This window comes from Candidatus Accumulibacter meliphilus (assembly GCF_036625345.1).
In the GTDB taxonomy this organism is placed as follows: domain Bacteria; phylum Pseudomonadota; class Gammaproteobacteria; order Burkholderiales; family Rhodocyclaceae; genus Accumulibacter; species Accumulibacter meliphilus.
On record NZ_JAZKTZ010000001.1, the window covers coordinates 171846 to 193943 of the forward strand.

The following is a 22098-nucleotide window of genomic DNA, read 5'->3' on the forward strand; positions in this document are numbered from 1 at the left end:
TGTAGCGATCTGCCGCTATCGAGCAGCAACAGCCGTGCCTGGTGGGTCGCATCTACGGTGACATAAAGAAACTGGTCATCGCCGGCTTCCGGGCTGACGGCGATGCCATCGTGCAGCAGCACCAGGCCATCCGGTTTCGACAGGCCGGCGAGGACCTGCGGGCGGCTGCCGTCGCCGACGTTTACCCGTCGTCGCCGTTGACGTACAGTGAGCGCCCGCTTCGTCAGCCAGAGGCGTCCGCAACGTCTACTGTCTCGCCATCGGCATGCCCTGGAAAAATTGGTCTTCCGAAAGTCTCGGGGTCGCGCTGGCGATTCTGGCGGCCTTCGGCTTCTCGTTCAAGGCGATCTTCGTCAAGCTCGCCTACGCCGTCCCGCAGGCCGTGCCGGTCGAGGCGATCACCTTGCTCGCCTTGCGGATGAGCTTCGCTCTGCCCTTCTTCGCGGTCATCGCAGTGCACGCCAGTCGCGCGGCGCCGTCGCTGTCGCGCCGTGACTGGCTGACGCTGGTCGCGCTCGGCCTGCTCGGCTACTACGGCGCCAGCCTTCTCGACTTCATCGGCCTCAGCTACATCAGCGCCGGTCTCGAGCGCTTGATTCTGTTTACCTATCCGACGCTGACGGTGATGATCGGCGTGCTGTTCATGGGCAAGAGCTTGCAGCGCCGCGAGATCGGCGCGCTGCTGCTGTCGTACGCGGGAATCGGCCTGGTCTTTTTCCATGACCTCGAGTTTTCGGGGGAGGCGCGATCGGTGATCATCGGCTCGCTTTTCATCTTCGCCTCGTCGCTGGCCTACGCTTTCTACCTGGCGGGTAGCGGCAGCATGATCCAGCGCCTCGGTTCGGTGCGCTTCACAGCCCTGGCGATGCTGGTCTCGGTCCTGGCCACCGAGCTGCATTTGCTCGTCACGCAGCCGCTGTCGGCGTTGTTGCTGCAGCCGCTGCCAATCTATGCCTACGCGGCGGCGATGGCGCTTTTCTCCACGGTGCTGCCGGTCTTCCTGCAATCGGCGGCGATCCGTCGTATCGGCGCGAGCAAGTCGGTGATGATCGGGACCCTTGGCCCGATGCTGACCATCGTCTTCGCCTGGTTGCTGCTCGACGAGCCGCTTTCCCTGGTGCAGTTGGCAGGCGCTGGACTGGTACTGGCGGGGGTATGGCTGGTCTCGCGGCGTTGAGTCAGTCCAGCATCCAGCAAGCGCACGCAGCTGCGAGTCGAGCGTGCTGGCCGGCGTACCCACGCCACTAGTCTAGTGAATGATGCAGTTTTCCTTGAGGTAGGCGAGTGCCTGGCTGCCGGAAGTGTCGGCGGGGTCGACCAGGGCGTTCTCCAGCTCGGGAAAGACCTCATTCCAGAGGGCCTCGAGGTCATCCTGCATGGCGTAAGGGGCAAAAGCGCGGATGAAGGCCAGTGCCGGTTGGCGTTGCAGGCCCTCTTTCCGGACTTTGCCGATCAGCGTACGTGCGGCGGCCTTGCTCAGTGCAGCCTTGGGCGTCGTATCAACCGCCAGACAGAGAAAAACCGTCAGCAGCGAATTCTCGTCTACCTTGCCAGCGGTGATCTTCTGCCAGTCCTGCGACACCCCTGCACTGAACTGGCTGGCTTCCTCGAGACCGAAGTCGCGCAGGAAATACAAGGGCTCAAGCTCGGGAATCAGCGTGCTCATCGCCTGCGAGGCGTCGAGAATCCGCGGCAGATCCTCGCTTTCGACCTTGTGCAGTTCCCTGCGAGCGACCGCCTGATAGGCTTCCGGCAGCGCCTTGAAAACCGCCCCGAGGCTTTTGCTTCCTTTGGCGCGGACGCCTTTTTCGCGGAGTTTTGCCAATATGCCGACGAATTCGGCGGCGTTGGGAAGTGAAGTTGCCTTGCTGCCGGCGAGATGCAGGAGGACGGCAGTACGGATGATCGACTCGCTGGCCACGGTCGAAATCTCTTCCGCAGGGACGCCGAGGCTGTCCGCAAACCACAGCGCCGTGTCGATCGTCTGTTGGTGGTCTTGCCGTTCTGCGCGCGCCTGGCGATAGTCGGCGCTACTGCGCAGCGACCAGTCGGCGAGAAACAGCTTCTGGGACTGCTTGATCATGATTCCGAACGAGGCATCTTCGGGCATTGCCCAGAGGCTTTTCAGCATTTCCGAGCCGCCTCGCGAATGCGACAGAAAAGTACCGTCACGCAAGGAGTGTGCCGCTTTTTCAAGGTCGCCACCGCTTTGTTCCTCAAGGAACAAACTGACCAGATTGACGATTCGTTGGCGTGCTTCGTCAATGTTCGGGCGCAGGTACTGGGTGCCGAAATACTCGGCGATCTGCACCATACCCTTCGGCCCGTCGTCGACAATGGCGGCAATTTTCGCGTCGGCCAGGATGCCGGCGCGGACGCCGAAAACGAGCGCACGTTCGAAAAAAGGTCGGTCGTCGAAAACGGCGAGCTGGCGGTGGTCGTTGGGCATGGGCGGTCAGATGTCTGCGGCTAGCATTGGGTGCGTCGAGCTCTCTGATCTACAAGGCTGATTCTTCCTCGGGCTCGCCCGGGGGGCGGCGCTGCTCATTGGCACGCGTCGGCGTTTCGTCGCTTGCCAGTTGCGGTTCTTCGGCTCGTGCGCGCGCCCGCAAAATCAGCAGGACGTCGCGGAAAATCTCGGCATGTTCGTAACGCAGGAGCCAGGTCAGCTCCATCCAGTCCTGATCGCTGACTTCGCTGTGGCTGAGGAAGGGGCGATTGGCCTCGGGATCCGACAATTCGTCGAGACGTTCGTCGTCGTTCAACTCGGCAGCCGCTTCATCGACGTCGTCGAAGAAGCCGAAAGTGCCGGTCTTGAAGAAGTGCTCGACGATTTCGGCACGATCACAGAGATAATCGGCCAGCGCGTCACAGCCGCCGTCGACCGCCGCGATTGCCTCGATGAACTCGCCGGGGTCGCTGTCAGCCCGGAAAATGACCGAGTTGATGATCGCCTGCAGGCGTTCGTGAGTGGCATCGCCATAGCGACGCTCAAGGACGATGGCGCGCGCGAATTGCGCCGGCAGGACCAGCAGGCTGACCACCGATTCCTTCGATGAATCGAAGTCGCGGAGGACTGCCAAGAGGTCCTTGGCGGCAAAATCATCGAGTGCGACGACCAGGGCGCCGTCGCCGTCGCTGTCTACCAGGGAGGCCAGCGCCGCCTCGGCACCGACGATGTCGCCGACACGGATCAGCTTCTCGGCGCGCACGAGTACTGGATGGCTCATCAGTTGTCTCCCGAATTTCGATCTTTGCGGTCAAAACCCTGTTCGGCAAGCCAGTCGGCGCCCGCTTCCTCGAGATCGATGTCGTCGCCGTCGCCGTCGCCGTCGCCCTCGGCGTCGGAGCGTTCGTCGTCGAAATCGTTGCGCTGCCGCCGATCGCCTGACTCTGACGATGGCTTGCTTCTGCCGTGCAGGTATTCCAGGCAGGCTGTGACGACCAGGAAGCGTTCGCCGTTCGGAGCGTCGAGGACCGTTTTCGCCAGCTTGCTGGCCCACGGCTGCAGATGCACGCTCTCCAGCAGTAGCTCCCAGGAAGGCAGGTCTTCCGGGTCCTGAGACGCCAGATCGCGCATGACTTCCGGGCTGGAAAAGTCCATTCCCCCGTGGAACGTGACGGCGACCATTTCCGGGCTGAATTCGATCATCGGCAGCAGTTCGGGAAGCTGACTGCGCTTCAGGCGTAGCCGCTGCGCGAGAACATCGTGCCCTGCCGAGTCGGTCAGCAGGTCGTCGAGCTCGGCGTCGTAGGCCGCGCTGAGTTCTTCAAAAAAATGCGACAGCCTCACTGCAATATTCCTTCCAGGTAGTTCTTCCAGATCTCGCGCGCGGTTTCAAGCGGTTTTTCGAGAAGATTGCGACGCCGGTTCTCGTCATAGTCGTGCCGCTTGCTGGCGTCGGAAAGCGTTTCGTACGCTTCCTGAACGTCGCGGAATCGGTCAGCGGCGTCGGCCGCGGTATTGCGGTCAGGGTGGAGCTGCAGGGCTTTTTTGCGATAGGCCTGCTTTACGCCTTCGAGAGACGTATCACTGACCACGCCAAGTACTGCGTAATAGTCCTTCATGCATCCTCTCTTCGGGCTGGGTCGGCGGCGCGCTGGCGTGCGTGCCGCTGGCGAGAGTGCGCAAAGCGGGTCATTCTAGCCCGAAATCAGCGCTTTCGGCCTGCGCACGAACGAGGCAGCCGCTGCGCGCGACGCTGGCAGGCCTGCTGCCGCCGGCGACTTACTTTGCCGGCTTGCGATTGCGCGCCGCCGCGGCCAGCGCGGCACGCGCCCAGGGCAGCATTTCCTCGCTACTCTCCATCGCCTCTTCGGGCACCGTCCAGTAATTCATTGTGTCGATACGGCCGTCCTTGCGAACCAGGCGGAAAGGCTCGCCGCCGACAGTTTCGAAGGTGGCTGCGCTTTGCACGTCTGCCTTGAGGTAGAGGATGTCGTTGGCGACGATGGCAAAGAACAGATCGTCGCAATAGAAGCCCCAGCCGCCGAACATCCCCTTGACGCGCAGGGTGCCCAGCGGAGCGAAGAGTTCGAGAGCATAGCGGACAACTACGGGCAGCTCGCGTGCAGCCATCTTGAAAACCTATGAAAGACGGAGGCGCTGCCACAAGGCGGCGGTCAGCGCGTCCTGGTTGAGGGTGTAGAAGTGCAGTCCCGGTGCGCCGTTAGCCAACAGGCGTTCGCAAAGCCCGGTTACCACGTCGAGGCCAAAGGCGCGGATCGATGCACTATCGTCGCCGTAGCTTTCGAGCTTCTTCCTGATCCAGCGCGGTATTTCGGCACCGCAGGTGTCGGAAAAGCGCGCCAGGCTGCTGTAGCTGGCGATGGGCATGATGCCGGGGACAATTGGCAGGTCGATGCCGATTGCCTGGCACTCGTCGATGAAGTGCGCGTAGGCGTCGAAGTTGTAGAAGTACTGGGTGATGGCCGAGTTGGCGCCAGCGTCGAGCTTGCGCTTGAAGCTTTGCAGATCGTCCTGCGGATTCTTCGCCTGCGGGTGGTACTCGGGGTAGGCGGCGACCTCGATATGGAAGCAGTCGCCGGTTTCGGCACGGATGAATTCGACCAGCTCGTTGGCGTAGCGAAAAGCGCCAGGCCGGGCCATCCCGGACGGCAGGTCGCCGCGCAAGGCGACGAGGTGGCGGATGCCGTTCGCGCGGTACTGTTCAAGGATGCTGCGGATGCTTTCGCGCGTCGAGCCGATGCACGACAGGTGCGGCGCCGCCTGGTAGCCCTCGCGCTGGATTTCGAGCACCGTTTCGAGCGTCCGGTCGCGGGTTGAGCCGCCGGCACCGAAAGTGACCGAAAAGAAGCGCGGCTTGAGCGTGGCCATGCGCGCCCGCGCGGCGCGCAGCTTTGCGGCGCCCTCGGGCGTTTGCGGTGGAAAGAGCTCGAGGCTGAAAGTACGCTTGTTCTGTGTCATGAGGAGCACATCACTGGCCCTTGCGGGTGGTCAACAGGGAAGAAAGTAGCGACGCGATGATGCTGTACAGCAGCGCTCCGAAGACGCCCGGCCAGAAGCCGCTGACGACGAAACCTTCGAGCAAGGAGCCCGCCAGCCAGAACATCAGGCCGTTGACCACGAACAGGAAGAGGCCGAAGCTCAGCAGCGTGACCGGGAGCGTCAGCAAGACCAACAGAGGGCGTAAGGCGGTGTTCACCAGCCCCAGCAGCACGGCGGCGATCATTGCCGTGCCAAATGATGCCAGCTGTATCGACGCGGGCATCAGGTAGGCGACGGCTAGGAGTGCGCAGGCGTTGAGCAGCCAGAGCAGGATCAGGCGCATGACGATGTCCCCCTGTTGAGGTCTCGGGTATCAGTAGCGGTAGTGGTCCGGCTTGTAGGGACCGTCCTTGGCGACACCGATGTACGCTGCTTGCGCATCGCTCAATTCGCTGAGCTGGGCGTTCAGGGTCCTGAGTTGCAGGCGGGCGACCTTTTCATCCAGATGCTTGGGCAGTGTATAGACGCCGATCGGGTAATCGGCGGTCCGCGTGAACAGCTCGATCTGGGCGATGGTCTGGTTGGCGAACGAGGAACTCATCACGTACGACGGGTGGCCCGTGCCGCAGCCGAGATTGACCAGACGACCCTTGGCCAGCAGGATGATGCGCTTGCCGTCGGGAAAGATCACGTGGTCGACCTGTGGCTTGATTTCTTCCCAGCTGTAACCCTCGATCGAGGCGACGTCGATTTCGTTGTCGAAGTGCCCGATGTTGCAGACGATGGCCTGATTCTTCATCTTCGCCATGTGGCTGTGGTCGATGACATGGTAGTTGCCGGTGCAGGTGACGAAGATGTCGGCCTTGTCGGCCGCGTAATCCATGGTCACTACCCGGAAGCCTTCCATGGCCGCCTGCAGCGCACAGATCGGGTCGACTTCGGTGACCCAGACCTGGGCGGAGAGGGCGCGCATGGCCTGCGCCGAGCCCTTGCCGACGTCGCCGTAGCCGGCAATCAAGACGACCTTGCCGGCGATCATCACGTCGGTCGCCCGCTTGATGCCGTCAACCAGAGATTCGCGACAGCCGTAAAGGTTGTCGAACTTCGACTTGGTGACCGAATCGTTGACGTTGATCGCCGGGAAGCGCAACTCGCCCCTGGTGTGCATCTGGTAAAGGCGATGCACGCCGGTGGTGGTTTCCTCGGTGACGCCCTTGACCGCCGCCAGGCGGACGGAGTACCAGGCAGGATCGCTGGCCAGCTTGGCCTTGATCGCCGCGAAGAGGATGGTTTCTTCTTCCGAAGTCGGCTTGGCGAGAACCGAGGGGTCCTTTTCGGCTCTGGCACCGAGGTGCAGGAGCAGGGTTGCGTCACCACCATCGTCGAGAATCATGTTGCTGAAGCCGCCGTCGGGCCACTCGAAGATGCGGTGCGTGTAGTCCCAGTAGTCGGTCAGCGATTCGCCCTTGACGGCAAACACCGGCACGCCGGATGCGGCGATGGCTGCGGCGGCATGGTCCTGGGTCGAAAAGATGTTGCACGACGCCCAGCGTACTTCGGCGCCGAGGGCGGTCAGCGTCTCGATCAGTACGGCAGTCTGGATGGTCATGTGCAGCGAACCGGTGATGCGCGCGCCCTGCAGGGTCTTGGCAGCGGCAAATTCTTCGCGAATCGCCATCAGGCCAGGCATTTCGGTTTCGGCGATGCGCATTTCCTTGCGGCCCCAGTCGGCGAGGCCGAGGTCGGCAATCACGTAGTCTTGGGTCTTGCTAAAAGCGTCCAGCACAGGTGGCTCCTTCAGAACTTTGCCGGGACAGGAAGCCGTCACGTGCCCACTGAAGGACTTCAGCGTGGGCCCATCCCGCTTCCCATGTCCGGCATGGGTTGGTTGGATGAGCGCCGTTTGAGAAATCCGAGCCTGAAACTGTCTAGCGACAGCCCTGCAGCGCCCCTCGGATTAGGCTTGCCATTATAACCGGATCCTGGTCTGTTAAAGCAGGGTTCGTCACGAAGCAGTGCTCTTGCCGCGCCCGGTTCAGTAAGCGAGCGAATCGTAAGTCTGCTTGCTTCCCCGTACCTCGACGCTGACCTGGTTGGGGGCGCAGATGGCGATCTCGCCGGGGCGCGACAGCCAGCCCTGGCGCACGCAGTACTGGCGGAGGCCGGGATCCGAAGCGACGCGCACGCGACGCTGGTCGACGACCACCGTGGTAATACCCAGCGGACCGGGGACTTCGATGCGCCGATTGCGTGATAGTTCGAGTTCCGAGAAAACGTCGCCGCCGCGCCGGACGATGGCTTTTTCAGCAACGCCTGCCTGCCAGGCCAGCGGGAAGGCGGCGGCACAGAAGGCCAGGCCCAGCGCCACGATCAGCCAATCGCCGGGCTTGAACAGCCCGAACCAGTGCATGACCGTTAGGAAATGTCGAGAGTGAGCATCGGCGGCGGCAACTCGCGGTGGCGAACCAGCACCCGGGCACTGCTGCGGAATTCTCGCCCCAAACGTTCGGCGAGATAAACCGAGCGGTGTTGCCCGCCGGTGCAGCCGATGGCTACGGTCAGGTAATTGCGACTGTCGCGGATATACGCCGGTAGCCAGGCGCGAACGAAGCCGGCGATGTCCTGGCGCATGCGCAGGACCTCTGCTTCGGCTTCGAGAAAGGAAATGACCTGCTCGTCGCGGCCGGTCAGCGTGCGCAGGCTGGCTTCGTAGTAGGGATTGGGCAGGCAGCGCACGTCGAACACCAGGTCGGCGTCGAGCGGAATGCCGTTCTTGAAGCCGAACGACTCGAACAGCAGCGCCAGTCCCTGGCAAGGCTCCGCCATGTCGTCGGTGGCGACGAACTGGCGCACCCACTCGCGCAAGGAGCGGGCTTGAGGACGGTGGTGTCCATGTGATGGGCGATGGCGGACAGGCCGGCGAGGTGGACACGTTCTTCGGCGATTGCTTCGGTGAGGGTCAGCCGATCGCTGGCCAGCGGATGCCGGCGCCGCGTTTCCGAGTAGCGTTTGATCAGCGTGTCGTCCTGCGCGTCGAGAAACAGCAGCTGCAGTTCGAGATTCCGGGCGCGCAGTGCGTCGAGTTGCGGTGGCAGCCTGGCGACGCTGTCGCCGCCGCGACTATCGATCACCACGCCGACCTTGTCATAGCCCTGCTCATCGAGTTGCTCGACAAGCTGCGGCAACAACTGCGAGGGGAGGTTGTCCACGCAATAGTAGTCAGCGTCCTCCAGCACTTCGAGGGCAATCGATTTTCCGGAACCGGAGAGGCCGCTAATGAGCACGAGATGCATGTGCGCAAGGATAGCGGTGTGCGCCGCCACGAGCAAGTCACTCTGGCATACTCTCGATGTTCCACTTTGTCAGGTCAGGCTCATGACTCTTTTTGATATCCCTTTTCTCGGCGAACTGGCGGCAATTCGGCGTGACCTTCACGCCCACCCGGAGCTTGCTTTCAATGAGTTGCGCACTGCCGATGTAGTGGCGCGCGAGTTGAGCAGCTACGGGCTGCAAATCCATCGCGGGCTGGCGCGTACGGGCGTCGTTGCGACCCTGCGCAAAGGCAGTAGTGCGCGGGCGATCGGTCTGCGCGCCGACATGGACGCCTTGCCGCTGCTCGAGAAGAACGATTTTTCCCACCGCTCGACCGCGGCAGGTCTGATGCACGCTTGTGGTCACGACGGCCATACGGCGATGCTGCTCGGCGCCGCGCGCTACATGGCCGAGCACGTGAACGAGATTGATTTCGACGGCAGCGTGCATTTCATCTTCCAGCCTGCCGAGGAGTCGGAGGGAGGGGCGGCGGTGATGATGGCCGACGGCCTGTTCGAGAAGTTTCCGATGGACGCCGTATTTGGCCTGCACAACTGGCCCGGAATCCCGGTCGGCGAAATGGCGGTGATGCCGGGGCCGGTGATGGCCGGGACCTGTGCCTTCGAGATCTGGGTGCGCGGCCAAGGTTGCCATGCCGCGATGCCCCATCAAGGCGTCGATACGCTGGTCGTCAGCAGCCAGCTGGTGCTGGCCTTGCAGACCGTTGTGGCGCGCAACGTTCACCCCTGCGAGTCGGCGGTGGTCAGCGTCACCCAGATACACGCCGGTGAAGCCTGGAACATCATTCCCGACGACGCCGTCCTGCGCGGCACGATCCGTAGCTTCAATGGCGAAACGCAGGCGCTGGTCGAGAGCGCCGTCGAACGTCTGTGCAGCGGCATCGGCAGCGCTTTTGGTGCGCAGATTTCCGTGCGCTTCGACCATCGCTATCCAGCAACGGTCAATAGCGTGGCAGAAAGCGAGGTCTGTCGTCAGGTGGCGAGGGACGTGCTCGGCGCTGACAAGCTGCGCGTGGACGAACTGCCGTCGATGGGCGCCGAAGACTTCGCGTACATGCTGGCCGAGAAGCCGGGTTGCTACGCCTGGTTGGGCAACGGTCCCGGTAGCGGCGGTTGTACCTTGCACAATCCCCACTACGACTTCAACGACGAAATCCTGCCGATCGGCATCAGTTACTGGGTGCGCCTGGCAGAGACCTGGCTGAAGGGGAGGCACGAGCAAGGCCTGGCCTGAGTTGCTGGCCTGCGTTCCGCCAAGGCGCCGGCATGGCTCGCGGAACGTAGTGCGCGAGGCGTGACGAGAGTGGGAGGTTTTTTGTTACACTCGCAGAATAGCAGGGCCGCAGCCCGCCCCGCGACCGACCGCGTGCAGCGATGACGGTGGTTGCGGTGCTGCTGCAAAGGCCCGCGAAAAAATGGCGGGGAGTATCCAGTACAGTAGCTGGATACTCCCCGAGTTCCGGCCGAAGCCAGAACTCCCAGACCATGAAATGGAGAACAGCGTGTGTAGCGTAAAGACGTGGGCTTACAGGCAGCTTACGTGCGCCAGCTCAAGAACCGACAGCGATGCGCATTCTTCTTGCTGAAGACGACAGAATCATTGCCGATGGCCTTTGCCGCTCGCTGCGCAAGGGGGGCTACGCCGTCGACTGCGCGTACACAGGAATCGACGCCGATACCGCTTTGCTGACCAACGTCTACGATCTGGTAATTCTCGATTTGGGTCTGCCAAGGCTGCCCGGCCTGGATGTGCTGCGCCGGCTGCGTGCTCGCAAATCGAGCACCCCGGTATTGATCCTGACTGCGCTCGACGGTATCGACGACCGCGTCAAAGGGCTTGATTTGGGTGCCGACGACTACATGGCCAAGCCTTTCGAGCTGCCTGAACTCGAGGCGCGTGTGCGCGCGCTGAGTCGCCGCTCGTCAGGTACGGCACGGCTTATCCATTGCGGTTTGCTCACTTTTGACCAGACCGACCGTTGTGCGATGGTCAATGGCGAGATGCTCGACCTTTCCGCTCGTGAGCTCGGCTTGCTGGAGATTCTCCTTTCGCGCGCCAGGCGGCTGGTCAGCAAGGACCAACTGGTCGATCACCTCTGTGGCTGGGGCGAGGAAGTGAGCCACAACGCCATCGAGGTCTATATCCATCGCTTGCGCAAGAAGCTCGAAGCGACAGGTGTCAATATCACGACCGTGCGCGGCCTCGGATACTATCTTGAGAAACCTGCGGAAGAAACGAGACCCTGACGTCCAGCGCTCGCTTTTCGGCGAGATCCTGGACTGGATGCTGGCACCCTTACTTTTTGTGTGGCCGATCAGCATCGCTTTCACCCACTACTTTGCCAACAGTGTCGCCAGCTTCCCTTACGATCAGTCACTGCGCGAGCATGTGACGGCGATATCGCGACAAATCACTTTCGACGACGGGCGTCCGCAACTGGCGATGCCGGCTGTGGCGCAGCTTTTTCTACGTTCCGACGAGATCGACAACGTCTATTTCCATTTGCTCGATGGCAGCGGCAAACTGGTCGTCGGTGACCCCGAACTGCCCGTGCCGGTCTTGCCCATCAGTCTCGAGAACAACGAGCCCGGCGAGGTTCATTTTCGCGATGACGAGTTCCGCGGCCAGACGCTGCGCGTCGCCTACATGGTTCTCTTCGCCAGCGCCCAGTCGACGACGCCCCGGGTCTTGATCGAAGTTGGAGAGACGACTGAAAAGCGCTCGCAGTTGGCGAACAAGATCATTGCCAGCGTGATCCTGCCACAGTTCGTGATCATCCCCCTGGCGGTGGTGCTGGTCTGGTTCGGCCTATCGCAAGGCTTGCGTCCGCTGACCCGATTGCGCAAGCGCATCGAAGCGCGTCGCGAAGCGGATCTCTCGCCGATTTCGCTGAGCCGCGTTCCCGAGGAGCTGCGGCCGCTGACCGAAGCTTTCAATTCGATGCTGGCGCGGATGCAGAACAACGTCGACGCACAACGCCGTTTCATTGCCAACGCCGCGCACCAGATGCGCACGCCGCTCACCGGCTTGAAGACGCAAGCGCAGCTGGCCATGCGCGAGCGTGATCCGGGCGAGCTGCGGCACGCCTTGAGCCAGATTCTCGCCGGCGTTGATCGCGCCTCGCGCCTGGTCGACCAGTTGCTGGCGCTGGAGCGTGCCGAAGCGAGTGGTCACTCGCAGCAGACGCTGCTGGCGCTCGACCTTGAGCCGCTGCTGCGCGAAATCGTCGAGACCTGGGTCGTGCAGGCGCTCGAAAGGCGCATCGACCTTGGTTACGAGCCGGCCGGTGCCGTGCCGATCGTCGGTAACGCTTTTCTCTTGCGCGAGATGATCAACAATCTGCTCGACAATGCCCTGCGCTATACCCCCGCCGACGGACGCGTCACGGCGCGGGTGTTTGCGCAGGGCGATTTCGCCCTGCTCGAAATCGAAGACAGTGGCAGCGGTATTTCCGACGACGATTCGCACAAGGTTTTCGACCGCTTTTACCGGGCCGACGGCAGCGATGGCGAAGGAAGCGGCCTGGGCCTGGCCATTGTTCGCGAGATTGCCGAGATCCATCAGGCCGCGGCCAGCCTGCGTCCAAAGACCAGCGGCGAGAGTGGTGAAGCGGTGTGCGGCTGTATTGCCCGGATTGTTTTCCCGTTGCGGCGCTTGCAGCCGTCGCGCCTGCCAATTCCGGCAGCCGCCCGCACCGGCTTTGCCTGACCGCTGTCGGTATGGCCCCGCCTTGCCGGACGCTTGCGCAGGACCGGAGGCGACCAGGGCCTGCCGAAATCTCGAAATCTACTTCCACAAGCGAGAGCTGGCAGGAAGTACTGGACACCCTCTCCCTACCCGGGCGGCGAAGGACATCAGTTGGCAATCGTGCCCTGAAAGAAAGCACTTGACCGGTGAGCGACACACAGGTCGAAACTGCTAGCAGGACTACCTTGAAAGGACTGCCATGAACACGAAGACAAACGAGGCACGGTCGAGCGGGCACGAACATCCGCATCACCAGCCCGAGCATTCGCACGCCACCCACGACTTGCACCCTGGTCACGATGCCGCCGGCGCCAGGACGGTCAAGGATCCGGTTTGCGGCATGTCCGTCACGCTTGGCGCTGGCAAGCCGAGTTTCGAGTACGGGCGCCAGACCTGGCACTTCTGCTCACAGAAATGTCACGACAGGTTTGCTGCGGATCCTGCGCACTACCTGACTGGCGCGCACAAGAAGCAAGCGGAGCAAGCGCCTTCAGCGCCGGCCGGCACGCAATACACCTGCCCGATGCACCCCGAAATCGTTCGCGATGCGCCCGGGGATTGCCCGAAATGCGGCATGGCCCTGGAGCCCATCGGCGTTCCGAGCGCTGACGAAGGCCCCAACCCCGAGCTGGTCGATTTCAGGCGCCGGTTCGCGATCGGCGCGGTGCTCACCGTGCCCCTGCTGATCCTGACCATGGGGCCCTTCCTCGGTCTGGGCTTCGTACGCGATCTGCTCGGTGAACGCACGGCGCTATGGGTCGAGCTGGTCCTGAGTACGCCGGTGGTGCTGTGGGCCGGCTGGCCGTTCTTCGTGCGCGGCGTCAAATCGGTCGTCAATCGCAGCCTCAACATGTTCACGCTGATCGGCCTGGGCGTTGGCTCGGCGTATCTGTTCAGCATCGTCGCGGTCCTCTTTCCAGGGCTGTTCCCGGATGGCTTCCGCGACGCGCAGGGGCATGTGGGCGTCTATTTCGAGGCCGGCGCGGTCATCGTTGTCCTGGTTCTGCTCGGGCAGGTGATGGAGCTGGGCGCGCGTGAGCGCACCGGTTCGGCGATCCGCGCGCTGCTCGACCTCGCCGCCAAGACGGCGCACGTGATCCGTGCCGACGGGCGCGAGGAGGAAATCCCTCTTGAGGACGTTGTCGTCGGCGAGCACCTGCGGGTGCGCCCCGGCGACAAGGTGCCGGTCGATGGCATCGTGCGCGAAGGTCACTCGTCGATCGACGAGTCGATGATCTCGGGCGAGCCGGTACCGGTGGAGAAGGTCGCCGGCGACAGGGTCACCGGGGCGACGGTCAACGGCACCGGGTCCTTGATCATCGAAGCGCAGCGGGTCGGAGGCGACACCGTGCTCAGCCAGATCGTCGAGATGGTTGCCAACGCGCAACGCTCGCGGGCGCCGATCCAGAAGCTCGCCGACGCGGTCGCCGGCAAGTTCGTTCCGGCAGTGATCGGCATCGCCATCCTGGCGTTCATCGCCTGGGCGACCTGGGGACCGGCACCGGCGCTTTCCTATGCTCTGGTCGCAGCGGTGGCGGTGCTGATCATCGCCTGCCCTTGCGCGCTCGGCCTGGCGACGCCGATGTCGATCATGACCGCCACCGGGCGCGGCGCGCAGGCCGGCGTGCTGATCAAGAACGCCGAAGCGCTGGAGCGCTTCGCCAAGGTCGACACGCTGATCGTCGACAAGACCGGCACGCTGACCGTCGGCAAACCGAAGCTGGTGGCAGTGTTGCCCGCTGCCGGGCACAGGGAAGACGAAGTGCTGCGCCTCGCGGCCAGTCTGGAACGAGGCTCTGAACACCCGCTGGCCGAAGCCATCGTCAAGGGAGCCGAAGAGCGTGGCATCGACCTGGCCAAGGCTGACGAGTTCGAGGCGCTCACCGGCAAAGGTGTGAAGGGCGTCGTCGATGGCCAGGCGGTGGCCCTGGGCAATGCCGCACTGCTCACTGAACTGGGTCTCGATGGAGGCAGCTTCGTCGGGGCGGCCAACGCCCGCCGCGACGAGGGTGAGACGGTGATGTTCATCCTGATTGGCGAACAAATCGCCGGCCTGGTAAGCGTCGCCGACCCGGTCAAGGAGAGTACGCCCGAAGCACTCAAGGCGCTGCACGCCGAGGGCCTGACGATCATCATGGCCACCGGCGACAACGAACGCACGGCGCGTGCCGTCGCCGGCCGCCTGGGCATCGATGAAATCCGTGCCGACGTACTGCCGGCCGACAAGGCACGGATCATCAAGGATTTGCAGGCCAAAGGCCACCACGTGGCGATGGCCGGCGACGGCGTCAACGATGCGCCGGCACTGGCGCAGGCCGACGTCGGCATCGCCATGGGCACTGGCGCCGACGTGGCCATCGAGAGCGCCGGCTTCACGCTGGTGAAGGGCGACCTCAACGGTATCGTGCGCGCCCGCCGTCTGGCCCGGGCGACGATGCGCAACATCAAACAGAACCTGTTCTTTGCCCTGGTCTACAACGCCGCCGGGGTTCCGGTCGCCGCCGGCATCCTGTATCCCTTCCTGGGCATCCTGGTCTCACCGATTTTTGCCGCCGCGGCGATGAGTCTGTCGTCGATCTCGGTGATTAGCAACGCCTTGCGGCTGCGCAGGATCTCAATCTGACTTGAGGGAGAAAGCGATGCCAATAGAAAGCAAAGTGGAAGACCTGGTGTGCGACATGATGGTCGAGCCGGATAGTTAGTGCTTTTGCTATCCGGGGAGAGACTACGCGTTCTGCTCAGCGCAATGTCGCGACCGTTCGGCAAGGCAATACAAAGAAAGCGCGAAGATCGCGATCCAGTCTGTGGCAAGCGCATCAACTGCAACAAGGCACACATCACCATCGAGTACAAAGGCAACGAATACCCGCTTTGTTGCCCAATCTGCCAGGCGGAATTCGAACGCGATCCGGAGCGCTATCTGCAGTGAGCGTCGATGGCAGCGCGGTGTCGGTGCAAGCTGGTTGTTAAGGCGCCAAGGCCGACGCCCAGCGGGCGTCACTTGCTTTCCGAGTGCCCGCCGCTTGCACTTTCTCGGCCGTGGCGGGCGCGGGTTGTTGGCTGGAATCCGCGATGATGCTCAACAAAGATGAAACCCGGGAGCTTTATCGTCGACGCGCGAAGCGATACGACTTGTCCGTTCAGCTCTATCGGGTTTTTGGATTCAGGGTGGATCGCTACCGACAGGACGCGATATCGGCACTCGGCCTTGGTCCGGGCGACTTTAACAGCTTGACCAATCCTATCCTCCAGGATAGGATGAGAGGTATGAGCACGCACACTTCCCATCCAGAGATCATCAAGCGCCTGAAACGGGCTGAAGGCCACCTCAGGAGCACCATCGCCATGCTTGAGGACAGCCGTGACTGTCTGGCGATCGCCCAGCAACTGCAGGCCGTCGAAAGCGCAGTCGGCAATGCCAAGAAGACGCTGGTGCACGACCACATCGACCACTGCCTTAAACAAGCAGTACGCGACGCGCCGCAAAGCGCGGAAGAGACTATCCGCGAGTTCAAAGCCATCACCAAATATCTCTGAAGGAAACACGATGACCAGTTTTTCCACCCTGCTGGCGCAGGGCGCGGGAAACGCCTGGCTGTTTATCCCGAGTGCGATCTTGCTCGGCGGCCTGCACGGCCTCGAACCAGGCCACTCCAAGACCATGATGGCCGCTTTCATTGTGGCGATTCGTGGCACGGTGGGGCAAGCCGTTCTGCTCGGGGTATCGGCGACGATTTCACACACAGCTGTGGTGTGGGTGATCGCGCTTGGCGGCATGTACTTCGGCCAGAAATGGGACGCGGAAACCAGTGAGCCCTATCTGCAGGTGGCGTCCGCCTTGGTGATCATCGGCGTTGCTCTCTGGATGATCTGGCGGAACTGGCGACAACAGCAGCTTGCCGAGCAGGAGCACGATCATCATCATGACGACAGCAAACTCATCGATACCGGCCACGGCGTGGTACGCCTGGATGTGTTCGAGGACGGCGTGCCGCCGCGCTTCCGTTTGTTCGCGAAAAGCGGGCACGGCCACACCTGGACAGCCGATCAGGTGAGGATCGAGACCGAACGGCCAGACGGTAGCTGCCAATCCTTCCGGTTCGTGCAGCGCGACGGCTTTGTGGAGTCGGAGCAGGAAGTTCCCGAGCCGCACGAATTCGTGGCTCGTCTGCGCCTGGGTCACGAGCACCACAGCCACGACTATGACGTCGAGTTCGTCGAGCACGACCACCAGCACCACGCCATCAAGGACTACGAGGGGCTGGACGTGTCAGCTCCGGGATACCAAGATCCGCACGAACTGGCGCATGCCAACGATATCCGCCACCGTTTCACCAATCGGGAAGTGACGACTGGGCAGATCGTCATGTTCGGGCTGACTGGCGGGCTGATTCCCTGTCCCGCCTCGATTACCGTGCTGTTGCTGTGCTTGCACTTGAAGGAGATCACCCTCGGTGCGACCCTGGTGCTGAGCTTCAGTATCGGCTTGGCCTTGACGATGGTGCTTTCCGGCACCTTGGCAGCCTTGAGCGTGAAACACGTTTCCAGGCGATGGAGCGGTTTCGGCAAGTTTGCGCGGAGAGCACCTATTTCTCTGCTGCGCTCATCCTTCTCGTTGGTCTTTACGTTGGCTACCAAGGCCTGAAAGCACTGGCCTGACGAGTAGGTTGCCCGCCCCCACATGCCATGCATCATCTGCATGGTGTGCTTCAGGGCGGCCCAGCGTTCCTCCTTCAGCTTCTTCCGCGCCCAGGGAGGCTGAGCCTCTGGCGGATCTTGCCGATCTGCTTCTGCATCTTTTTCATGTTCTCCAGCACTTGCTCTCCGTCGCACACCCCAGGTTCGGTGACAGAACTCTGACCAAAATGTAACTGCCCGGTCAGTAGTCTGTTGGCATGCACATTCTAAGATGGCATCAGCGTCGGATGAGGACTGTCCGGCGTAATCAACCCGATGTCAAAAGGAGAACAGCATGAGGAACAAGTTCGCGAAACTGGCGCTGATAGTGGCCGCGAGCGCCGTCGGTACAACGACTGCGTTTGCCCACCAGGATTACTCGGAAACGCAGATCGATCACTGGCTTTCGCACGTCTCGGAATCCGGTGGCCAGCCGACCGCCAAGCAGCTCGCCCCCTTTGGTTACAGCTCTTCCGCACTCGCTTCACGGGAACTGCAAATCGATGGTGCTACCAAGGTCTTGAATGTTGAGCGCTTCGAAACCGTGCGCCTCAACGTCGGCGGCAAGAGCGTCACCTGGACGTTCGATACGCTCGGGACCACGCCGTTTCCGCTTTCAAACATCGTTGCCGGCGCCGATGGTGTGACGGTGTATGTGAGCGAGAGTCCGGATCGTCTGGGCGGCTGACAAAGGTCCAGGAGCAAACAAGCCCACCGGGGATGAGGCGCATTTCATTGCCCGGGCGCACTACTCGAAGTAGCTCACGAAAGATCCATGCAATGCTTATTGCATCAATTCCAGGAGAAAGAAGATGTTGAAGAATCTGCTGATGGCCGTCGCACTGACTGGCGTTACTGTAGCCGCCAACGCCGACGATGCTGCGCGTGCGCAAGCTGAAAAAGTGATCTCGATGAAGGACGGATCGACGGTCTTCATCTTCAAGGGCGGAAAGATGGCCATGGAAGACAAATACGGTCGCGCCACGCGCATGGACGAGGGCAAGGTGATGGAAACCACGGACGGCCAGAAGGTCATCATGCATGGCGACGAGGTCAGTCGCCTCAGCCCACTTCTCAAGGACCATAAAGGCCCTTGAGCGACAGCTGAACCTTTCGAAGCCTTGTCGCCCATTCTGACGGGATCGACACGTGACATCAGCCCAAACGAACGCTGGTCGTAGCGAATGGGATCGACATGATCTGCAGGCTTCTTGATCAGAGAGCTTAGGCCACTCGTTCCGCGCCTGTTCGCACGAGCACTTCGGTCGTGGCGGCGCAGCGCGGAGAGCACACAAGCCAGTGACTGTATAAAGGCGCTGCGGATATCTGGCGAAGGCCAGATACCGCGGCGTCTTCCGCTTGGACAAAGCCGGTAGAGGCACTAAGCGGCGTACCAGCACAAGCGAAGGCGGACCGGGACAGCCCTGACGCATGACCCAGCCGAATCAGGCTCATTTGCCGGTAACGCCCGCTTTTGCGGTCGAGGCGGTCAAATTGCGGTTGGCTAGCGGCAAAGGACGGGTGGTGGAGTCAGCCAGGAGGATGCCGAAAGAATTTTTTGGACGGCGGTACGATCGCCAGGCGAGCCTTTCCGAACGCGGCGTACGCCGCGCTCGAGAGGATGTTTCGGGTACGCCTGTGTGAGGTCACTCAAGTTGAAGCAGGAATGGAGCGGCGAGGAGCGCGCGGATTCGTGCTGGGTCGAGCCAGGGGGCGGCGCAGGAGCTTCGAATGAAGGCGATGGCACCGCGCACGCCGAGTTGCTGATAGAGATCGCGTAGCTGTCGGGTGAAGCGTGCCAGGGTATTGAACACATGCGCCAGGCGCATGAGGAGGTGATAGCCTTTCATGGCATTCCAGTCGAGGGCAAAGGCATGCTCGTAGTGGTAGCCCTGATGTTTTTCGACGAGGAAGCCCGCTTCGATGCCCCAGCGGTGGCGGGCCCCGAGGTTGCAGCGCTCATGGACATTGTCTTGGCTGAGCGGTTGGCTGGAGAGCCAGGCGTGGCGCGATGTTTCGGTGACGGTCCTGGCCTGTTCATCGATCTTCTCCCAGCTTTCCTCACAGACCACCAGATTCAGCTTGAGACGCTGACGCCCGTTGGCAGCGAAGGCGTAGTCGATGTCGTTGACCCAGCTGAAGTGTTGTCGGCGTCTTCCCCAACCGCGCTGCACAACTTGTGGCTTCAGGGCGTGGAGCGCGCGGAACTCCTGCCAGACCGTGGACAAATCCTTGTCCTTGAGCACGATCATGAACTGCCAGTGGGCGCGCAAGCAGCGCCGCATCACCGGCCCGTTGGCGTAGAGGCCGTCGAGCAGGAGCAGGATCGGCAGGCGGGGGAACAGCGTCTTGAGCCGGTCGCTCAAGCGCACAAAGCCGCGCAGCTCGCAGTCCTGCTTTTGCGCTTCGGGTTCGCCCAGCGCGTGTTCGAGGAACTCGCTGAGCAGTGGGATGACCAGGCCGTTGTGGAAGGCAAAGCTGGCCTCGAGGACGTAGACGAAGTACTGGGTGTGACGGGTTTCGTCCTTGCCGACGGTACGTTGCAGGAGTTCCTCCGTCCAGAGGGTGTCGCCAGCGAGCTTCTGTGAGCCGTCGATGGCGATCGGATAGCAGTGGTCGATCAGATAGCGGCGAAAGTTCTTGCCGCGAATCAGCCGCCTCACCAGATCGACGTGGGCCTGTTCGAGCTGTTCAAGGTCAATGTCGCGCAACAGCCGAAACAGGGTGTCGGCGTGTGGCAGGGTATCGATCTCCGGGAACAGCAGGTGGAGGTTGGCCATGAACTGGGGACGGGATATTTCGCGGTTGGTCTCGCGCCGGGAGGAGAACTGAAAGACGAACATCAGCAAGCCGTAGAGCAGAAGCACGGTCAGCTTGTGCCGGCGCTTTTTGGGATCTCTCGGGTCGGGAATTTGTTCCAGTTGAGCGAGCAAGGCGGGCAGCTCTTTGCGCAGGAGGCGCATCTGTTTGCTCACGGCGTCCTCGCGGGCCTTTTGTTCCTCGTCGACGGTCGCGAAGGCCGAGCTTCTGTTGGGCAATGGAGCGGCTGAGTGGGGGACTTGTCCCGTTGCGCGCAGCTTCGCGTTCAGTACCTTCTCCTGCCGTTTCTTCTCTGAGCGCAGCTTCTTGATGGCCACGCGTGTCGGGCGACGGCAAGGTTTGCTCATGACCGCGGGCTCCCCGGCGCGGCACACAACGAGGCGCAAGCATCCGAGGTCAGCGCTTTGACCCACACCTGGCGGGGCGTGCTGTGATAGGACTGGCCAGGGCGGGCCAGCCCGCGCCCGCTGCTTGCCCCAAGCAACTGCCAACCGGCGGCACGGTAGCAGGTGCCGGCATAGTGACGCGGATCGACGAAGGTCTCCAGCAGCAGGGGCTCGAAGCCCCAGTGTTCGAGCCAGTCCGCGCGTGTGCGGCGCGCGAGTTGCCCGAGCACATGACTGGCCAGATGCGGCACCCGGACGTGCGGAAAGATCAGGAAGCGGCTGTTGTTCACCACCCGCGCCAGGTTCTCGCGGCGGGCCTGGGCCGTCCAGCCGATCCACTGATCGCGCACGGCCACCGCGCGGGCAGCACCGGACAGCAGGACGCAGCCCAGCCGCCGGTCGCCCGCCGTGATAAAGTAGCGCAGCCGGTAGCCGAAGGCCCCCTGGAAACCCAGCGGGTGCCAACGCGCCACCAGCGCATCCCACTGCGCCACCCGGGTCGCGTCGCGAACCACTTCCAGGGACACCGGCGCGAGCGCCGACAGGGCGCAGTGCACCGCCGGCTCGGCAACGGGGGCGACGGATGCCGAGGGCGGCGCGCAACGGCGCGGCGGCGAGGGCCTCAACGCAGGCAGTACCAGCAATCCGGCCGCCTGCAAACGCTCCAGGAAGTCCAGGCAGGCGCTGATCTTCGCCGTCCCCGTCAGGGTGGTCCAGCCCAGGTGCTCGCAGACCGTCGCCGCCAACTCCTTGCGTGCCAATCCCGGCAGCCACGCGACCGTCGCGCAGAGCTCGGCAATCTCCGTCGCGCTGAACACGCGACCACAGTGCACCCATTCCCCCGCACTCGTTGCAAGCATCGCAAAACCTCCGACTGAAGCGCAGATTGATTACGCTCCACCTATCCTGCCAGAAGTCCGCCCGGCTGTCTAGCCCTCTTGTGCGAAGGTTTTTTTTGCCTGCCCACCGCAACGCCTTGCCACTACTGGGCCGGCGTCGTCATGCTTCAGCGCTGGGACCGGGAACGGAGGCTCAGCGCGAAGATCCGCAGGAAGCCGGCCCGCTGACGTGCATGACTGGGCTCAATGGTGGAGCAGCATTACACGAATGTAATCTATAGGTCAGCTTGTTGAGCGGATCCAATAGGTATCATTTGCGGTCTTGGCCACCGTGAATGCAGTTGCTGTGACATGTTTGCGCAAGACTGAAACTCAGAACCTTTCGACCCCCGATCATCTACCCACAGGATCCGCCATGAAATCTCTGCTTTCCTTCATTTCCCTGCTTGCCCTGGCCCTTGCCAACCCGGTGTTTGCCGCCGCCGAGCACGATTCTCATCATCCGGTGGGCAGCGGCGCCGCCAGCGTCAAGGCGGCAGCATCTGAAGGCACCGTCAAGAAAATAGACAAGGCTGCTGGCAAGATCACCATCAAGCATGGCCCGCTGGCCAATCTCGGGATGCCGCCGATGACCATGGCCTTCCGTGTCAGTGACCCGGCGATGCTCGATCAGGTCAAGGCAGGCGAGAAGGTGAGCTTCATTGCGGAGAACGTCGGCGACGCCTTGACGGTCACCGCACTCGAGCCTGCGAAGTAGTTTTCTTTTTTCCCCCTCTTCCCCCGGCCCTTCTCCGGCAGCGGGAGAAGGGAGATTCGTGAGTCGCGTACGCGACTTTTACCTGGAACG

General features: G+C 62.4%; 21 protein-coding genes, 2 pseudogenes and 1 riboswitch. Of the genes and pseudogenes, 11 read left to right on the top strand and 12 right to left on the bottom strand.

Translation table 11 applies throughout. The features are described 5' to 3' along the window. Positions 1-265 precede the first annotated feature (265 nt). Positions 266-1177: a DMT family transporter gene (locus V5B40_RS00810; protein WP_332352674.1), complete on the top strand. Its 912-nt coding sequence runs from the start codon at positions 266-268 to the stop codon at positions 1175-1177. 72 nt (positions 1178-1249) lie between these two features. Here V5B40_RS00810 and V5B40_RS00815 read toward each other — a convergent pair whose 3' ends face one another. The 10 genes and pseudogenes from V5B40_RS00815 to rapZ all read right to left on the bottom strand — a co-directional run bounded on the left by V5B40_RS00815 (position 1250) and on the right by rapZ (position 8742). Continuing rightward, positions 1250-2449 carry a hypothetical protein gene (locus tag V5B40_RS00815; RefSeq protein ID WP_332352675.1) on the bottom strand — a complete coding sequence of 400 codons (1200 nt, stop codon included), beginning with the start codon at positions 2447-2449 and terminating at the stop codon, positions 1250-1252. Between the two features lie 49 nt (positions 2450-2498). Further along, positions 2499-3230 (bottom strand): hypothetical protein, encoded by a 732-nt coding sequence (locus V5B40_RS00820; protein WP_332352676.1) that lies wholly within the window; start codon positions 3228-3230, stop codon positions 2499-2501. After that, positions 3230-3793: a hypothetical protein gene (locus V5B40_RS00825; protein ID WP_332352677.1), complete on the bottom strand. Its 564-nt coding sequence runs from the start codon at positions 3791-3793 to the stop codon at positions 3230-3232. The genes V5B40_RS00820 and V5B40_RS00825 overlap by 1 nt, the downstream gene beginning before the upstream one ends. Then, complete coding sequence (locus tag V5B40_RS00830; protein WP_332352678.1) at positions 3790-4068, bottom strand: DnaJ domain-containing protein; 279 nt, start codon at positions 4066-4068, stop codon at positions 3790-3792. Before V5B40_RS00830 ends, V5B40_RS00825 begins: the two co-directional genes overlap by 4 nt. A 160-nt stretch (positions 4069-4228) precedes the next feature. Beyond that, on the bottom strand, positions 4229-4579 hold the full coding sequence (locus V5B40_RS00835; protein ID WP_332352679.1) for a TfoX/Sxy family protein: 351 nt from the start codon (positions 4577-4579) through the stop codon (positions 4229-4231). A gap of 9 nt (positions 4580-4588) precedes the next feature. Next, the gene (gene metF, locus V5B40_RS00840) at positions 4589-5428 is read right to left on the bottom strand and encodes a methylenetetrahydrofolate reductase [NAD(P)H] (RefSeq protein ID WP_332352680.1); all 840 of its coding nucleotides are present in this window, start codon (positions 5426-5428) and stop codon (positions 4589-4591) included. A 10-nt stretch (positions 5429-5438) separates the two neighbouring features. Further along, the gene (locus V5B40_RS00845; RefSeq protein WP_332352681.1) at positions 5439-5792 is read right to left on the bottom strand and encodes a phage holin family protein; all 354 of its coding nucleotides are present in this window, start codon (positions 5790-5792) and stop codon (positions 5439-5441) included. 30 nt (positions 5793-5822) lie between these two features. After that, positions 5823-7232, bottom strand: coding sequence for an adenosylhomocysteinase (ahcY, locus tag V5B40_RS00850; RefSeq protein WP_332353222.1), 1410 nt, complete (start codon positions 7230-7232; stop codon positions 5823-5825). Between the two features lie 104 nt (positions 7233-7336). Then, positions 7337-7409, bottom strand: a riboswitch (S-adenosyl-L-homocysteine riboswitch). Between the two features lie 75 nt (positions 7410-7484). Next, a complete protein-coding gene (locus V5B40_RS00855) occupies positions 7485-7859 on the bottom strand; it encodes a NusG domain II-containing protein (RefSeq protein WP_332352682.1) in 375 nt (124 codons plus the stop codon). 5 nt (positions 7860-7864) lie between these two features. Further along, positions 7865-8742 (bottom strand): annotated as a pseudogene (gene rapZ, locus V5B40_RS00860) (RNase adapter RapZ). An 82-nt stretch (positions 8743-8824) separates the two neighbouring features. Between rapZ and V5B40_RS00865 the strand changes: the two are divergent. The 9 genes and pseudogenes from V5B40_RS00865 (at position 8825) to V5B40_RS00905 (ending at position 18303) form a co-directional block, all read left to right on the top strand. Continuing rightward, positions 8825-10015 carry a M20 aminoacylase family protein gene (locus V5B40_RS00865; protein WP_332352683.1) on the top strand — a complete coding sequence of 397 codons (1191 nt, stop codon included), beginning with the start codon at positions 8825-8827 and terminating at the stop codon, positions 10013-10015. Between the two features lie 332 nt (positions 10016-10347). Beyond that, positions 10348-11028 carry a response regulator transcription factor gene (locus V5B40_RS00870; protein WP_332352684.1) on the top strand — a complete coding sequence of 227 codons (681 nt, stop codon included), beginning with the start codon at positions 10348-10350 and terminating at the stop codon, positions 11026-11028. Continuing rightward, positions 10997-12490, top strand: coding sequence for a sensor histidine kinase (locus tag V5B40_RS00875; protein WP_332352685.1), 1494 nt, complete (start codon positions 10997-10999; stop codon positions 12488-12490). Before V5B40_RS00870 ends, V5B40_RS00875 begins: the two co-directional genes overlap by 32 nt. Positions 12491-12728: 238 nt before the next feature. Then, entirely contained in the window at positions 12729-15152 is a 2424-nt protein-coding gene (locus V5B40_RS00880) for a heavy metal translocating P-type ATPase (protein ID WP_332352687.1), read from the top strand. Between the two features lie 78 nt (positions 15153-15230). Further along, on the top strand, positions 15231-15458 hold the full coding sequence (locus V5B40_RS00885; RefSeq protein WP_332352688.1) for a YHS domain-containing protein: 228 nt from the start codon (positions 15231-15233) through the stop codon (positions 15456-15458). A 338-nt stretch (positions 15459-15796) separates the two neighbouring features. Then, entirely contained in the window at positions 15797-16066 is a 270-nt protein-coding gene (locus tag V5B40_RS00890; RefSeq protein WP_332353223.1) for a metal-sensing transcriptional repressor, read from the top strand. A gap of 10 nt (positions 16067-16076) precedes the next feature. Then, positions 16077-17188, top strand: a pseudogene (locus V5B40_RS00895) (nickel/cobalt efflux protein RcnA). Between the two features lie 313 nt (positions 17189-17501). Then, positions 17502-17894, top strand: a complete 393-nt coding sequence (locus V5B40_RS00900) for a CzcE family metal-binding protein (protein ID WP_332352689.1) — start codon at positions 17502-17504, stop codon at positions 17892-17894. Positions 17895-18018: 124 nt separating this feature from the next. Then, positions 18019-18303 carry a CopK family periplasmic copper-binding protein gene (locus V5B40_RS00905; RefSeq protein WP_332352690.1) on the top strand — a complete coding sequence of 95 codons (285 nt, stop codon included), beginning with the start codon at positions 18019-18021 and terminating at the stop codon, positions 18301-18303. Positions 18304-18852: 549 nt separating this feature from the next. Here V5B40_RS00905 and V5B40_RS00910 read toward each other — a convergent pair. Together V5B40_RS00910 and V5B40_RS00915 are read right to left on the bottom strand one after the other, a co-directional pair. Further along, positions 18853-20373: a transposase family protein gene (locus V5B40_RS00910; RefSeq protein ID WP_332352691.1), complete on the bottom strand. Its 1521-nt coding sequence runs from the start codon at positions 20371-20373 to the stop codon at positions 18853-18855. Then, entirely contained in the window at positions 20370-21272 is a 903-nt protein-coding gene (locus V5B40_RS00915) for a DUF4338 domain-containing protein (RefSeq protein WP_332352692.1), read from the bottom strand. The genes V5B40_RS00910 and V5B40_RS00915 overlap by 4 nt, the downstream gene beginning before the upstream one ends. A gap of 394 nt (positions 21273-21666) precedes the next feature. Here V5B40_RS00915 and V5B40_RS00920 point away from each other — a divergent pair, with 394 nt between their 5' ends. Further along, the gene (locus V5B40_RS00920) at positions 21667-22008 is read left to right on the top strand and encodes a copper-binding protein (RefSeq protein WP_332352693.1); all 342 of its coding nucleotides are present in this window, start codon (positions 21667-21669) and stop codon (positions 22006-22008) included. Positions 22009-22098: the final 90 nt, after the last annotated feature.

What these genes read in the sequence shown, in the direction of transcription:
- V5B40_RS00810 (WP_332352674.1), top strand. Translation starts at nt 266, where the DNA reads ATGCCCTGGAAAAATTGGTCTTCCGAAAGTCTCGGGGTCGCGCTGGCG.
- V5B40_RS00815 (WP_332352675.1), bottom strand. Translation starts at nt 2,449, where the DNA reads ATGCCCAACGACCACCGCCAGCTCGCCGTTTTCGACGACCGACCTTTT.
- V5B40_RS00820 (WP_332352676.1), bottom strand. Translation starts at nt 3,230, where the DNA reads ATGAGCCATCCAGTACTCGTGCGCGCCGAGAAGCTGATCCGTGTCGGC.
- V5B40_RS00830 (WP_332352678.1), bottom strand. Translation starts at nt 4,068, where the DNA reads ATGAAGGACTATTACGCAGTACTTGGCGTGGTCAGTGATACGTCTCTC.
- V5B40_RS00835 (WP_332352679.1), bottom strand. Translation starts at nt 4,579, where the DNA reads ATGGCTGCACGCGAGCTGCCCGTAGTTGTCCGCTATGCTCTCGAACTC.
- metF (WP_332352680.1), bottom strand. Translation starts at nt 5,428, where the DNA reads ATGACACAGAACAAGCGTACTTTCAGCCTCGAGCTCTTTCCACCGCAA.
- V5B40_RS00845 (WP_332352681.1), bottom strand. Translation starts at nt 5,792, where the DNA reads ATGCGCCTGATCCTGCTCTGGCTGCTCAACGCCTGCGCACTCCTAGCC.
- V5B40_RS00855 (WP_332352682.1), bottom strand. Translation starts at nt 7,859, where the DNA reads ATGCACTGGTTCGGGCTGTTCAAGCCCGGCGATTGGCTGATCGTGGCG.
- V5B40_RS00865 (WP_332352683.1), top strand. Translation starts at nt 8,825, where the DNA reads ATGACTCTTTTTGATATCCCTTTTCTCGGCGAACTGGCGGCAATTCGG.
- V5B40_RS00870 (WP_332352684.1), top strand. Translation starts at nt 10,348, where the DNA reads ATGCGCATTCTTCTTGCTGAAGACGACAGAATCATTGCCGATGGCCTT.
- V5B40_RS00880 (WP_332352687.1), top strand. Translation starts at nt 12,729, where the DNA reads ATGAACACGAAGACAAACGAGGCACGGTCGAGCGGGCACGAACATCCG.
- V5B40_RS00890 (WP_332353223.1), top strand. Translation starts at nt 15,797, where the DNA reads ATGAGCACGCACACTTCCCATCCAGAGATCATCAAGCGCCTGAAACGG.
- V5B40_RS00900 (WP_332352689.1), top strand. Translation starts at nt 17,502, where the DNA reads ATGAGGAACAAGTTCGCGAAACTGGCGCTGATAGTGGCCGCGAGCGCC.
- V5B40_RS00905 (WP_332352690.1), top strand. Translation starts at nt 18,019, where the DNA reads ATGTTGAAGAATCTGCTGATGGCCGTCGCACTGACTGGCGTTACTGTA.
- V5B40_RS00910 (WP_332352691.1), bottom strand. Translation starts at nt 20,373, where the DNA reads ATGAGCAAACCTTGCCGTCGCCCGACACGCGTGGCCATCAAGAAGCTG.
- V5B40_RS00915 (WP_332352692.1), bottom strand. Translation starts at nt 21,272, where the DNA reads ATGCTTGCAACGAGTGCGGGGGAATGGGTGCACTGTGGTCGCGTGTTC.
- V5B40_RS00920 (WP_332352693.1), top strand. Translation starts at nt 21,667, where the DNA reads ATGAAATCTCTGCTTTCCTTCATTTCCCTGCTTGCCCTGGCCCTTGCC.